The sequence below is a fragment of the Amphritea sp. genome, assembly GCF_048266285.1.
Classification (GTDB): domain Bacteria; phylum Pseudomonadota; class Gammaproteobacteria; order Pseudomonadales; family Balneatricaceae; genus Amphritea.
Genome location: NZ_JBLWZV010000013.1, coordinates 38,332 through 51,283, shown reverse-complemented (window position 1 = coordinate 51,283; position 12,952 = coordinate 38,332). Strand labels below are relative to the sequence as shown.

At 50.1% G+C, this 12,952-nt stretch carries 12 protein-coding genes; 6 read left to right on the top strand and 6 right to left on the bottom strand.

Features of this window, described 5'->3' with window-relative positions:
• Positions 1–11 precede the first annotated feature (11 nt).
• Both ACN0T0_RS13890 and ACN0T0_RS13885 read right to left on the bottom strand, forming a co-directional pair.
• Complete coding sequence (locus tag ACN0T0_RS13890) at positions 12–2,474, bottom strand: ABC transporter permease (protein ID WP_417227053.1); 2,463 nt, start codon at positions 2,472–2,474, stop codon at positions 12–14.
• A gap of 1 nt (position 2,475) precedes the next feature.
• Positions 2,476–3,162, bottom strand: coding sequence for an ABC transporter ATP-binding protein (locus tag ACN0T0_RS13885; protein ID WP_417227051.1), 687 nt, complete (start codon positions 3,160–3,162; stop codon positions 2,476–2,478).
• Between ACN0T0_RS13885 and ACN0T0_RS13880 the strand changes: the two genes are divergently transcribed.
• On the top strand, positions 3,161–3,778 hold the full coding sequence (locus ACN0T0_RS13880; RefSeq protein WP_417227049.1) for an arylesterase: 618 nt from the start codon (positions 3,161–3,163) through the stop codon (positions 3,776–3,778). The genes ACN0T0_RS13885 and ACN0T0_RS13880 overlap by 2 nt on opposite strands.
• On the opposite strand, the gene ACN0T0_RS13875 is transcribed toward ACN0T0_RS13880, so the two are convergent.
• Both ACN0T0_RS13875 and ACN0T0_RS13870 read right to left on the bottom strand, forming a co-directional pair.
• Entirely contained in the window at positions 3,699–5,465 is a 1,767-nt protein-coding gene (locus ACN0T0_RS13875) for an ATP-binding protein (protein ID WP_417227047.1), read from the bottom strand. The two genes, ACN0T0_RS13880 and ACN0T0_RS13875, sit on opposite strands and share 80 nt — an antisense overlap.
• Before the next feature lie 130 nt (positions 5,466–5,595).
• Positions 5,596–6,180, bottom strand: a complete 585-nt coding sequence (locus ACN0T0_RS13870; protein ID WP_417227045.1) for a superoxide dismutase — start codon at positions 6,178–6,180, stop codon at positions 5,596–5,598.
• A 288-nt stretch (positions 6,181–6,468) separates the two neighbouring features.
• On the opposite strand from ACN0T0_RS13870, the gene ACN0T0_RS13865 reads away from it, so the two are divergent.
• Positions 6,469–6,750 (top strand): hypothetical protein, encoded by a 282-nt coding sequence (locus tag ACN0T0_RS13865; protein WP_417227043.1) that lies wholly within the window; start codon positions 6,469–6,471, stop codon positions 6,748–6,750.
• 53 nt (positions 6,751–6,803) lie between these two features.
• Here ACN0T0_RS13865 and nudE read toward each other — a convergent pair whose 3' ends face one another.
• Complete coding sequence (gene nudE, locus ACN0T0_RS13860) at positions 6,804–7,355, bottom strand: ADP compounds hydrolase NudE (protein WP_417227041.1); 552 nt, start codon at positions 7,353–7,355, stop codon at positions 6,804–6,806.
• A gap of 68 nt (positions 7,356–7,423) precedes the next feature.
• Between nudE and yrfG the strand changes: the two genes are divergently transcribed.
• From yrfG to ACN0T0_RS13840, 4 genes are all read left to right on the top strand, one after another.
• Positions 7,424–8,077, top strand: a complete 654-nt coding sequence (gene yrfG, locus ACN0T0_RS13855; RefSeq protein ID WP_417227040.1) for a GMP/IMP nucleotidase — start codon at positions 7,424–7,426, stop codon at positions 8,075–8,077.
• Positions 8,074–8,484 carry a ribosome-associated heat shock protein Hsp15 gene (gene hslR / locus ACN0T0_RS13850; RefSeq protein WP_417227038.1) on the top strand — a complete coding sequence of 137 codons (411 nt, stop codon included), beginning with the start codon at positions 8,074–8,076 and terminating at the stop codon, positions 8,482–8,484. Before yrfG ends, hslR begins: the two co-directional genes overlap by 4 nt.
• Positions 8,485–8,585: 101 nt before the next feature.
• Positions 8,586–9,458, top strand: a complete 873-nt coding sequence (hslO, locus tag ACN0T0_RS13845; protein WP_417227036.1) for an Hsp33 family molecular chaperone HslO — start codon at positions 8,586–8,588, stop codon at positions 9,456–9,458.
• A gap of 243 nt (positions 9,459–9,701) precedes the next feature.
• Complete coding sequence (locus ACN0T0_RS13840; RefSeq protein WP_417227034.1) at positions 9,702–11,249, top strand: phosphoenolpyruvate carboxykinase; 1,548 nt, start codon at positions 9,702–9,704, stop codon at positions 11,247–11,249.
• Positions 11,250–11,306: 57 nt separating this feature from the next.
• Here ACN0T0_RS13840 and ppx read toward each other — a convergent pair whose 3' ends face one another.
• Positions 11,307–12,818: an exopolyphosphatase gene (gene ppx / locus ACN0T0_RS13835; protein WP_417227032.1), complete on the bottom strand. Its 1,512-nt coding sequence runs from the start codon at positions 12,816–12,818 to the stop codon at positions 11,307–11,309.
• Positions 12,819–12,952 lie beyond the last annotated feature (134 nt).

Sequence of the window (12,952 nt, the reverse complement as noted above, 5' to 3'; positions counted from 1 at the left end):
AAATTAACGGCTTAGCGCCGTTGGAGTTGGCTAAAGCCACTCTGGCGGTGACTGATGAGAGTGCTGAGGGTAAACAGCCCTGCGCCCGCTAGCGGCAGCATAATCCAGAGACTTGGGTGCAGAATCGACGGTAGTTCCAATAAGCGGTAGCTGATCAGTCCGGTGATGATTTCGGTTAGCAGGGCGGCCATTAAGCCACTGGCAAACCCTAGCATCGCGAATTCAAGAATATCCAACTGACGTGTTTGTCCCGGCGTGCTGCCAAGCACTTGTAGTAGGGCGTTCTCGTGTCGGCGCTGTTCCAGCTCTTGATAAACCAGTAGTTGAACCAACACTAAGCCAGCCGAGACAGTGAGGCCGAGAATCAGTGTCGATGCTTGAATCAAACGATCGATTAGAGTGCTGGCCTGATCGATCCACTGACTGACATCGATGAGTGTCAGCGAAGGAAACTGTCGCAGTAGTTCACGGCTGAGCCCTGTTTGTTGCTCATCTAGACGGAAGCTAGTGATGTAGGTCTGGGGATAGTTTTGTAATACCCCAGGGCTGAAAATCATATAGAAGTTGGGCCGAAATGAGCGCCATTCAACCTTACGGATATTACTGATTTTCGCACTAAAAGGCTGCCCCGCTACCTCAAAACCAACGCGATCTCCGAGAGTTAATCCTAAACTACTCGCGAGCTGTTGCTCGATCGAAATTAAGCTCTCTTTGGTATCCTCGGGCCACCATTCACCGGCCAGCAATTCATTGTGCGCGGGGGCCGTTGCCGACCAACTGAGATTCAGCTCTCTTTTTAACGCGTTATGCTGCATCTGTTCGGGATTAAGCACCGCTTCGGGAGGCTGATCGTTAATCAGTGTGACCCGTCCCCGAATCATTGGATAAAGGGTGGTATCGATGCCGGACTTTGTCAGGAACTGGCTGAGGGGCTGTAGTTCCCACGGCTGAATATTGATAACAAACTGATTCGGGGTGTTGACTGGTAGCTGTTGTTGCCAGCGATTGACCAACTCCGATTGTGTCAGCAGCAGGCTGCTCAACAAGGTTAGTAAGAGACACATAATACCGAGCTGAATGCGATGCCACTGACGTTGTTGCCGTAAACGATAACGGAGTAGACGTCCGAGTCGAAAGTGCCTAGCCAATAGGTGCCCGAGTGGCGGCAGTAATAGACTGGCACACAGGCCGGCCACCATAATGGTGATCACGGTGAGAGCAATAGCCGCCAGTGCGTTGAGCGCCGAGCCGAGATACAGCGTGATAACGACACCGGAGATCAGCAGAATGATCAGCCGGATAGGCCAGCTCAGCCCCTGATGGCTGAGTTGATCCCGGCGCAATAGGCCCATCACGGGAATGCGGCTAATTCGTAGCAACGGTGAAAAGCCGATCAATATCAGCAGTGCCAAACTCAGTAATGGGCCGGTCGCAAAGAGGCGGTAGTCCGGTGCAGGTAAGCCGGAGGGCAGCAATGTTTGTAGCAGTGAACCGGTGAGTTGCAGCACTAAGGCGCTAGCCAGTAAGCCCGCTAAGGCCGCGATAGCCCAGCCCAGCAGTAGCTTAAAGAGATAGAGGCACAGAATGTGTTGCGGTCGGAGGCCTAAACACTGTAGCAGGGCGCTACGATGATACTGTGCACTGCTATAACGCCGCAGGCTTAGGGTGATCAGTAGGCCGCATAATAATAGACCGAAGAGCGAGGTCATGCGCAAAAAGCCAGAGGCATTTTGTAGCGCGCCGGTGGCTAGAGGCTGATCCGCATAGACTGACCAGAGTCGCTGTTGCGGCGTTAATTGGCTGTTTAATTGGCTGTAAAAATCCCGCACCGGCGTTTCTGCACCACTGAATAGGGTGCGATAGCCGATACGACTACCCGGCTGTATCACGCGGGTCGCCGCTAAATCTTGATGATTGATCAGCAGTTGTGGGCTGAAGCTACGAAAGCCGGTGCCGCGGTCGGGTGAACTGACCACCGCCGCAGTAATGGTGAAGGTTGCATAACCGAGGTCAATGGTCGCGCCCACTTGCACACCTAAGCGTTCTAACAGTTGTTGCTCGGCCCAGGCGGTGCCTGGGGTTGGAATCTGGGATGCTTGTGGAGGCTCGGTGATGACCTCGCCCCGCAGAGGGTATGGAGCATCGACGGCTCTAATCGAACTGAGCAGCATCTGCTCATCGGTGCTTACCATCGAGGAAAACTGCACCACGTCGGTATATTGTAGGCCGAGCTGTTTTGCGGCGTTGTGCAGCGTCTCGGTGATCGGCTGGCTATCGCTGAGGCTCAGGTCTGCGCCGAGCATGGAGGCACTTTGGCGGCTTAGGCCTTTTTCTAACTGATTCCCAAGGAGTGTGAGAAAACCGGATAGTGCCGTCGCTAGAAATAGCGCCAGTAATAAGGCTCGCCATTCGAAGGTGAGCAGGTCAGAGCGGGTCTGTTTTAAGGCCAGTCGAACAAGCTGTTTAGATTTCATCTTATTGCTCCTGCAGCGTTCCATTATGCAGGTAGAGTCGTCGCTGACAGCGCTGCGCCAAGGAGGCATCGTGGGTGATCAAAATCAGCGTGGTATTCAGCTGGCGGTTCAGTTCAAACAGTTGCTCGATGATCTCCGTGCCGGTCTTTTCATCTAGGTTGCCGGTGGGCTCGTCAGCAAACAGCAAGCTCGGCTCGGTGGCAAAGGCGCGAGCGATAGCGACCCGTTGTTGTTCGCCGCCGGATAGTCGTGCTGGGGTGTGCTGGTGGCGGTGACTCAAGCCCACCCGGTCAAGCCAATAGCCGGCCTGTTGTGCTGGATTCGGGTGACCTTGTATCTCGAGGGCTAGCTGTACATTATCAAGGGCGCTAAGTTCTGGCAGCAACTGAAATGACTGAAACACAAAACTGATATGATTGGCACGCAGTTCGGCGCGGGAGGCTTCATCGAGCCCAGCAAGCGGTTGGCCGAGTAATTCAACGCTACCCTCACTGGGTTCATCAAGACCGGCCAGAATACTCAGCAGGGTTGATTTTCCGGCCCCGGATGGGCCAATAATCGCCACACTTTCACCCGCATCAGCGCGGATGTTGATATGATTAAAAATATTCAGTCCGCCGCGTTCATCTGGAAAGGTTTTAGCCAGTGCGGTGGCAATCAAAACAGAACGGGATTCAGGAGTCGTCATGGCATCTCTATTTGGAATCGGCTTATTACTGCTGTCTAGCTTAGCATGGAGTGGTTCAGTTTTAGTCATGGGTGACAGTCTTTCTGCGGCCTATGGCATCCCAGCAAAACAGGGTTGGGTGACGTTGCTTGAACAGCGGTTGGCACAGAGTCATCCGGACTATGAGGTGGTGAATGCGAGCATTAGCGGCGAAACCACTCACGGTGGTATTACGCGGCTACCGGCGGCATTGGATCAGTATCAACCGCAACTGGTTATCCTTGAGCTAGGGGCTAATGATGGTTTGCGAGGTGCGCCGCTTAACGTTATTGAACGTAACCTCAATCAACTCGTGAGTCAGTCTAAGGCCGCAGGTGCTTCAGTGTTGTTGTTAGAGATGCGGATTCCTCCCAATTATGGCCCCCGCTATAGCGAAGGGTTTACTGCAATATTTAATCGGGTGGCGGAGCAGCAAGGGGTGCCGTTAGTGCCGTTTTTTATGGCCTCGGTGGTGTTGCAACCCGAGCTTATGCAAGCGGATGGTTTGCATCCCACTGCTAAGGCTCAACCGGCTCTGCTTGATCAAGTGTGGCCGGCGTTACAGGATCTGCTTCCTCCGTCTCCATCTCAGCCTTAGACAGCGGGATAATAGCAACGATACGGGTGCCATGATCATGGTTTTGGCTGATCTGAAAAAAGCCGCCCAGTGCGCGGACCCGTTCACGCATGCCGATCAGGCCAAAGCCTTTTTTAAAGGCGTCTGCGGCGATATCAAAGCCGCAGCCATCATCACTGATCATTAATTCTAATCGATCACCGCGGATATCTTTACGCTGTCCCAGCGAGGTGCGGTGAATATCCAGCCAGACATTATGCGCCTGCGCGGCATATTTTATGATGTTGCTAAAGGCTTCTTGGGTCAGCCGGAATAGAGTGATGTTATACACTTCCGACATCTCATTGAGTGCGCCACTAAAATCAGTATGAAGGGTGATGCCGTGCTCTTTGAAACGATTAGATATGATGCACTCTTGGATGGCATCGACCAGCCCGAGATCATCCAGTGCTGAGGGGCGAAGGCTGCGCATCATACCGTAGGTAACATCGTAGATATTCTGCGCAATGGCGTCGATAGATTCCGCGGTTTGGTTAACTAAACTACTTTCTTCAGGGTGGATACGTTTGAGTATCTTGGCGTCGGTGCGGATGGCCGTCAGTGACTGGCCGAGTTCATCGTGGAGTTCGCGGGATAGATTACGGCGCTCAAGTTCCTGTACCGCTAGGACCTGATGGGTTAAACGGCGATTCTCGAGTAGTTGTTCGCGCAGCTCTCGGGTGCGTTTGTGTATCCGTACCTCTAATTGTTGGCGCTCATGTTGCAGAGTCTCATACACGGATGAGTGTTCAATGGCCGAGCGAACCTTCTGGCGTAGATAGGCGGTCAAAACGAAGTAAAAGGCGGTTGATGCCACTAGCAGCGTGAGCAGCATGCCTAAATTAATATCCATGAAGCCGAAGGGGTGAACAATACTTAATGTAAACGACTGCCCGAAGCGGTTGATGGTGCGCTCTTCTGTCAGCGTGGGTAGCCATGTTGAGATTGGTTGGTCAGAGTTGGATAGGTATTGGTCAATAATATCGCCTTGATCATTCATCAAGCTGATACTGGCATGTTCTGAAAGAAAACTGGTGGCCGGTAACATGCCATGGGTGCTGATCACAAGAGAGGCGATATACAGGTTGTTAGGTGTTGGCTCGGCATCACGCTCAAAGAACGCCAGAAATAGGCCATAGCCTTGTTTGTTATGACTGATCGGAAAGGGCGGTGACGTCACCGGCTGGTGGTATTTGCGAGCAAAACGCAGTGTTTCGGTAAACAGTGGCTCGGTGAGTAGGTCTTTGTTCAGTAGATAGCGAGTATCGGCGTTTAGTGGCTCAATAAAGGTGACCGGAAAGCGAGCATTGAAATCGCTATTGTCCTGATCGAGATGATAGTTGTTGGTGCTGCTATAACTAATGTTCGACGGCAGTTTTTGTTGCTGAATCTGTAGTCGTTCTATATGCGGATAGCGCTTGCGTATCTCGCTGGCAAAGCGTCTGATGGCATCATGATCGTTGGGACTTGCTGATACCAAGATGGTGAAGTTCTGTAGTAGGACTTCATTAATGTAGGTTTTTTCATACACCGAAGAGTAGACAAAGTGGGCATCATTGCTGAGCTTTTTTTTCAGTCGGTCATAATCGGAGAGTAGACTGATACTCACCATGAGCAGGGTTAGCGATAACCAGATCGTGGTGGTAAGCGGGAAATAGCTTTTTTGCATAAGGGTGTGTGGTTCCGTGACCAGTATGATGAAATCCGTATCATCCGCTTAGTGTAGTCTATTTCTTTTGTGAGCTAAATCAGAAGCAAAAAAAAGACACCTAACGGTGTCTTTTTTTGCATTTAAGCGATTAGCCAGCAAAGTTCTGGTTAACGAAGTCCCAGTTTACCAGTGCCCAGAAACCTTTCAGGTAATCAGGACGCACGTTACGGTAATCGATGTAGTAAGCGTGTTCCCACAGGTCAACAGTCAGTAGTGCTGTTTGACCGTTAGTCATTGGCGTACCTGCATTGCTAGTGTTAACAATTTCCAGAGAACCGTCAGCGTTTTTAACTAACCAAGTCCAGCTAGAACCGAAGTTGTTAACCGCTTTGTCATTCAGCTCTTCTTGGAATGCTGCGAAAGAACCCCATTTAGCGTTGATCGCATCGGCGATTGCACCAGTTGGCTCACCGCCGCCGTTTGGTGACAGGCAGTTCCAGTAGAATGTGTGGTTCCAGATCTGAGCAGCGTTGTTGAATACGCCGCCAGCAGGCGCTGACATGATGATCTCTTCGAGAGATTTGTTTTCGTATTCAGTACCTGGAAGCAGGCCGTTCAATTTTACAACATAAGTGTTGTGGTGTTTGCCGTGGTGGAAGTCTAGAGTTTCGGCAGAGATGTGTGGTTCCAGTGCATCTTTGGCGAATGGCAGTGCTGGCAGTTCAAAGCTCATAGTTAATTACCTTTTATAGTGTCAGGTTCAGCATAGGTTGTGAAATGGCTATATAAACCAGGGTGTTTATATAGGGTCTTGATGGGCATAATTCAAGCGCTGCTGATCCGTGGAAGCCAAATCATAGCACCCTTATTCAAGGTTTTCATCGCATTGTTAATGCCTTATTAAATAAGGGGAATTGGTGTGCTAAATGAGTGCATCAGACTAAAGTAAGCTGACAGATGTTACTGAACTGTTAGAATCAGTGCTGCATTAATAATGATAACAATAGGATGATGATAGGTTATGGGTAAAGTTTTTCTCTGGATTGCGGCGGTCTTGCTGGTAGTTTTTACCGTTAAAACCCAGTATCTGACATCAACGACCTGGGAGCCTTTTAAACAGGGTTGTATGGCTGGAGGCACGGCCACCGAGGCACAGTGCAGCTGTCTGTCAGATTATGTGCATAAGCATTTTAGTGATAATGAGGTTGAACGGATTATGCAGGGCACGATGACTGACCCAGCCATGAAATTGAAAGTTGAAGGAATTGTGCGCGTGGGCACTCGGCAGTGTAAAAATCCGTAATCGTTCGAGCCCTGCGGCGCTGTGCAGCAGGGCTAACTATTGGCGATGAACCGCTATTTCGCCATCGACCGCAGTTTATCTCTTACCATATAGAGTGCCGCAATTGCTCGGCCTTCAGAAAAATCATCCCGGCTGAAAAGTTCTTCTAGTTGCGACAAAGGCCAGTGGGTGACAGGCATCTCTTCAGGCTCATCACCTGGTAAACGACAGGGGTATAGCCCTTGAGCTAGCACCACGGTGATTTTGTGGCCCATATAGTTTGGCGCTGACGTCATCTCTTTTATGATCTCTAGCCGTTCGGCTCCGAACCCCGCTTCCTCTTTGAGTTCGCGGTTGGCGGCTTGCAGTGCATCTTCGCCGGGATCGATCAGACCTTTAGGCAGCGTCAGTAGATAATCCTCTAGACCCACCGCATACTCCTGGATCAGCAAAACGTTCTGTTGCTCATCAATGGCGGCGATCATGACCGCGCCAAGCCCTCGACTGGCGAGTCGTTCATAGGTTCTTTCAACCCCATTGGAAAAGCGTAGGTCAATCTCTTCTACTTGAAATAGACGGCTTTTGGCGGTGGCGGTTACCTTCAAAATATCCGGTTTTACAGGCATACTGGATCATTCCTCGTCATTCAGTGACAAATCTAACCCAATACTAACCTGCAGCTTTGACTTTTTATATGGATTGGAAAAATATTGATACGGTGCTGCTCGATATGGACGGCACCCTGCTAGACCTACATTTTGATACGTATTTCTGGCTTGAGCATCTTCCGGTCCGCTATGCCGAACTGCATAGTATGGATCATAACGAGGCGTTGCAGTGGTTGCATAAACGGATAATGCAGGAACAGGGCACGCTTAATTGGTATTGTCTCGATTACTGGTCAGAGGAGCTGAATGTCGATATCAAGGCGTTAAAGCATGAGATCCGCGAACGCATCGCCTTTCGGCCTCATGTGCATGATTTTCTTGCCCATCTACAAGGCGAAGGCATTCGTCGGGTGATTGTGACCAACGCTCACCGGGACAGTTTATCGCTGAAGCTGGAAGAGACCGGCTTGGATCAACTGGTTGATAGCATTATCTGTTCCCATGATTATCGCGTGCCAAAAGAGCAGCAAGCCTTTTGGCATCGACTACAAGAGGACGAGCCTTTTGATCCTGCGCGCACGTTATTGGTTGATGATAGTTTGGCGGTGCTGGCATCGGCGCAGAAGTATGGTATTGCGTATCTGCTGAGTATTATTCAGCCGGACAGTCAGCAAGCGGGACGAGAAATTACCGATTTCAGTGCAATTGAGCATTTTGATGAGTTGATGAAAGATAAATGAGTAAACAAACGCACAATCAAGCGGGCACTCAGGAGCAGAAAGTCCGACTGGATAAATGGCTGTGGGCGGCCCGTTTTTTTAAAACCCGAGGCGCGGCAAAAGAAGCCGTCGAAGGGGGGAAAGTTCACTACCAAGGACAGCGAGCCAAGTGTAGCCGTAATGTTGAATTGGGGGCGAAACTGGTGATTCGTCAGGGGCTTGATGAAAAAACAGTGATTATTATGGCGATCTCAGATCAGCGCCGTGGTGCACCCGAGGCACAGCTGTTGTATCAAGAAACAGAACAGAGCATCAAACAGCGTGAAGATGGTGCAGCCCTGCGTAAAGAGATGCGCGGTAATGTGGCACCGGATCACCGGCCAAACAAAAAAAATCGGCGCAAGATTATCCAGTTTAAGGATCGCTAGATTTGGTCAGATTATGGTAATATTGACATTTTTATCGGGCCGGAAAGTCTTTCCGTCAACCCCCGTCAGTGACATATTAAAGACAGGTTTCAGGAAATATCATGAGCAGTTCTGATCAGCTTCAAAGGGTTATGTTCGAACATGCGGATGTCCGCAGTGTTTTGGCCGGTCTTGAACAAAGTTATCAACAGGCGATTGCAAAACACCAGTATCCGAAGCTGATTAATATTCTACTCGGCGAGATGATGGCGGCGGTTAGCCTGTTAAGCGCCACCCTTAAGTTCGATGGTCGTTTACTGTTGCAGGCGCAGAGTAATAATCAGGTAAAGGTGTTGATGGCGGAGTGTAATCATCAGCGCGACCTACGCGCCATCGCCCGCTTTGATGGTGAGTTGCCAGAACAGGCTGAGTTTTGCGAGTTACTTAAAGGCGGCCAGTTAGTCATTACGATTGAACCGGACCAAGGTCAGCGCTATCAAGGCGTTGTACCACTTGAAGGTGGTCGTCTGAACGATTGTTTAGAAGCTTACTTCCGGATGTCTGAGCAATTGCCAACGCAGATTCACCTTGCGGCAGATGAACAGCGTGCCGCCGGTTTCTTATTGCAGGTCATGCCGGCCAGTGGCGATCCTACGGCAGATTGGGAACATTTTAGTAGTCTTGCTGCGACGTTGAGTGATGCGGAGTTGTTGGAACTGGATAACAACACAATACTGCATCGTTTGTTCCACCAAGAAGATTGCCGTCTCTATGATCCTGATGGCTTGCAGTTTAAATGTGATTGTTCCCGTGAGCGTACCGGTGATGCATTGCGCGCCATGTCACGGGAAGAATTAGAGCAGATTGTGCAGGAAGAGGGCAGCGTTGATGTCAGCTGTCAGTTCTGTAATGAGCTATATCAGTTCGATCTGGCGGATATCGCCATGATGTTCTCAGATAGCTCGAATATAAAGGGTTCTGATCAGGTCCACTGAGCAGGTTTAAACGATGGGTTGCTGCTTTTTTGGCAACCATTTATTGTAAAGCGTGGCTGAGCAATTTTAATTTGCCGTTGGGAGATATTTTGTCGGATGGTGTTTTGAGCGCTTTTTTGACATAATACGCCTCCTTATAATAATGACCCCATTGGTTTTCCGGCAGGAATTCGCAAGATGTAGGGGCAGTCCACTTTATTCAGGTAAATTATTTTTTTGGCTAGAAGCCAAGGGAACCAAGCAATGAGCAAAGAAACCGTGAACACTGTACACGTAAATTTGAGCCCGGCTCAGCTAGTTGAAAAAGCCATTCAGCGTGGCGAGGGAGTACTCGCTGATTCAGGTGCTCTGGTTGTTGAAACCGGTAAGCGTACAGGTCGTTCTCCGATGGATCGCTATATCGTTGACGAAGCCAGTACCTCTGATGCAATCCACTGGGGTCCGATCAACCGCCCGTTTGATGCCGATAAGTTTGATGCTCTGTGGGTTCGAGTTGAAGAGTATTTAGCCGCTCGTGAGCACTTTGTTGCTAATGTTCATGTGGGTTCTGATGCTAACCATTACCTGCCGGTTTTGATGACAACTGAAACTGCTTGGCAAAATCTGTTTGGTCAAAACCTGTTTATCCGCGCAGAAGAATACAATCCGAAGTCAAAAGAAGAGTGGCAAGTTATCAATGCTGCCAACTTCGAATGTGATCCTGAGCGTGACGGCACTAACAGTGATGGCTGCGTTATTATCAACTTTGCTAAGCGCAAAGTGTTGCTGGCGGGTATGCGCTATGCCGGCGAAATGAAGAAAGCGATGTTCTCTGTACAGAACTTCCTGCTGCCTGAAAAAGATGTGCTGCCAATGCATTGTTCCGCTAATGTGGGCGAAGACGGCGACACTACCTTATTCTTCGGTCTATCCGGTACTGGTAAAACAACACTGTCTGCTGATCCAGAACGTTACCTGATTGGTGATGACGAGCACGGTTGGGGTAAAGGTGTTGTCTTTAACCTTGAAGGTGGTTGCTACGCTAAAACTATCGACCTTAGCCAGAAGAACGAACCGATTATCTGGGATGCTATCCGTTTCGGTGCGATTGTTGAGAACGTTACGCTGAATGAAAAGCGTACAGCTGATTACTCTGATACTTCTCTGACTCAAAACGGTCGTTGTGCATATCCTCTAGAGCACGTTGAAAAACGTACAGAAGAGAACAAAGGTGGCGAGCCTAAAGCGATCGTCTTCCTGACCTGTGACTTGACCGGTGTTCTGCCTCCTGTGTCTATCCTGTCTAAAGAAGCAGCGGCATACCACTTCTTGTCTGGTTACACTGCTTTGGTGGGTTCTACAGAAATGGGTTCTGGTGAAGGTATTAAATCAACCTTCTCTACTTGCTTCGGCGCACCTTTCTTCCCACGCCCTGCTAGCGAATACGCGGATCTGCTGATTAAGCGGATTGAAGAGTTCGGTAGTCAGGTGTACTTGGTTAACACTGGCTGGACGGGCGGTTCTTTCGGTACTGGCTCTCGTTTCAACATTCCAACGACTCGCGGTATTATCGCAGCGATTCAGAATGGCGATCTGGTTGATGTCCAGACTGAACATCTTGACGGTATCAACCTGACTGTACCTACGACTGTACCGGGTGTTGATTCAACCTTGCTGAACCCACGTAATACTTGGGCTGATAAGGGCGCATACGACGCTACCGCCAACGACCTGATCGGTCAGTTCACTAGCAACTTTAAAAAGTTCGACGGTGTAGCTGAGACGATCATTGCGGCAGGCCCACAGGGTTAAACGTCGGGTTATAAAAAAGGCTCCTTCGGGAGCCTTTTTTGGTTTTAGAGCCTAGTACTATTTGAAACTAAGGGTATATCCCGCGTTAGCAAGGTAGCCTGCTTCTTGCTCTAGGTCCGCTTGAGTGAGTGGCTGGTGATTGAGCCAGTTGTCGGGGAAGCTCAGAGACAACGTGTTGTCTGCTGCGGTGAGGTGGAATGCGGGTAGCCGCTCACGGCTGCGGCTGCGGTTGAGGACAAAGGCTAGTCGCAGCAAGATTGTTAGACGGCTAAAATGCTTCGCTTCTCGGGGCAATAGCTGCTCAAAGGTCGATGTGGGAAATTTCCGCCGATGGCCCTGCACGATAGCCGCCAGCTGAATCTGCTGGCGCTTAGTGAAGCCGGGGAGGTCCGAGTTCAACAGTAGGTAAGCACTGTGCTTATGGTATTGGCTACGGGCGATGGTGAGGCCTGTTTCACAACAGCGTGCCGCCCAGCTGAGCATATTATGATATTCATTATTGTCTAGGTTCCAGCTATCACGCACCTGTGTTAGGGCGATCAAGGCGGTCTGCTCAACTCGCATCGCCTGTGCTTGGTCGACTCGGTAACGCTGCATCATGGCATTGATGCTACGTTCTCGAACATCCTCATGGCGGAGGCGGCCTGCCATGTCGTAGAGTAAGCCCTCGCGCAACGCACCATCCGAGAAACGGATCTCCTTGATGCCTAGTGATTCAAATGCAGCGGAAAGAATCGCGATGCCGGCTGGAAATACCGCCCGGCGTTCCTCTTTTAAGCCATCGATATCAATCTCATCGACGTGGTTATAACTAAGAATTTCTTGTTTCAATTGTTGCAACGCCGATGCGCTGACTTTGTCGGTTGAATAGCCGAGATTGATACAGGCGTTGCGTACCGCTTTTATGGTACCGGATGAGCCGACGCAGTCTTCCCAGCCGAGCCGCCGGTAGGTGCGTTTAATATTGAGTAGTTCTCTGAGCGCACCAAACACCGCCAGCTGAAAGTTTTTCTCAGTGATAATGCCATCGGGGAAGTAACGGTTATTAAAGCTAACGCAGCCCATCTCTAGACTTTCCAGTTCGAGGGGATCGAAGCGTTCACCAATAATGAATTCGGTACTTCCGCCACCAATATCGATGATCAGGCGACGGCCGTTATCGGCGGCAAGGGTATGGGATACACCAAGGTAGATCAGGCGTGCCTCTTCAATCCCTGCGATCACTTCGATTGAGCAGCCCATGATTTTTTCTGCTTCGAGAATAAAGTCGTCGCTGTTAACGGCTTCCCGTAAGGCGTTGGTGCCGACGATGCGGATCTGTTGGTCCGGAATGTCCCGAACGCGCTGGGCAAAGCGTTCCATGCACTCTAAGCCACGCTGAATGGCTTCAGGGCTGAGCATACGGTTTTCATCGAGGCCTGCCGCAAGTTGTACCTTTTCGGATAGCAGATCAATCGGCTGGAGTTCTCCCTGAACCAGTTTAGCGACAACGATATGAAAACTGTTCGAGCCGAGGTCGATGGCTGCCAAGAGAGACGGCCCATTGGTACTGTTGGTTTCCTGATTCATAGGGATGCACTTTAAAAAAAAGATAATGGCACCATCTTAACAGATATATGTTACTGATTAGAGCGTTGGAAACTCAGATGTTGATGTCGGTATAGCGGTCAAACGCGATTTAGGCAGTATTCACAATCGTTTAA

Coding starts and splice junctions, on each gene's coding strand:
- ACN0T0_RS13890 (WP_417227053.1), bottom strand. CDS start 2,474: ATGAAATCTAAACAGCTTGTTCGACTGGCCTTAAAACAGACCCGCTCT.
- ACN0T0_RS13880 (WP_417227049.1), top strand. CDS start 3,161: ATGGCATCTCTATTTGGAATCGGCTTATTACTGCTGTCTAGCTTAGCA.
- ACN0T0_RS13885 (WP_417227051.1), bottom strand. CDS start 3,162: ATGACGACTCCTGAATCCCGTTCTGTTTTGATTGCCACCGCACTGGCT.
- ACN0T0_RS13875 (WP_417227047.1), bottom strand. CDS start 5,465: ATGCAAAAAAGCTATTTCCCGCTTACCACCACGATCTGGTTATCGCTA.
- ACN0T0_RS13870 (WP_417227045.1), bottom strand. CDS start 6,180: ATGAGCTTTGAACTGCCAGCACTGCCATTCGCCAAAGATGCACTGGAA.
- ACN0T0_RS13865 (WP_417227043.1), top strand. CDS start 6,469: ATGGGTAAAGTTTTTCTCTGGATTGCGGCGGTCTTGCTGGTAGTTTTT.
- nudE (WP_417227041.1), bottom strand. CDS start 7,355: ATGCCTGTAAAACCGGATATTTTGAAGGTAACCGCCACCGCCAAAAGC.
- yrfG (WP_417227040.1), top strand. CDS start 7,424: ATGGATTGGAAAAATATTGATACGGTGCTGCTCGATATGGACGGCACC.
- hslR (WP_417227038.1), top strand. CDS start 8,074: ATGAGTAAACAAACGCACAATCAAGCGGGCACTCAGGAGCAGAAAGTC.
- hslO (WP_417227036.1), top strand. CDS start 8,586: ATGAGCAGTTCTGATCAGCTTCAAAGGGTTATGTTCGAACATGCGGAT.
- ACN0T0_RS13840 (WP_417227034.1), top strand. CDS start 9,702: ATGAGCAAAGAAACCGTGAACACTGTACACGTAAATTTGAGCCCGGCT.
- ppx (WP_417227032.1), bottom strand. CDS start 12,818: ATGAATCAGGAAACCAACAGTACCAATGGGCCGTCTCTCTTGGCAGCC.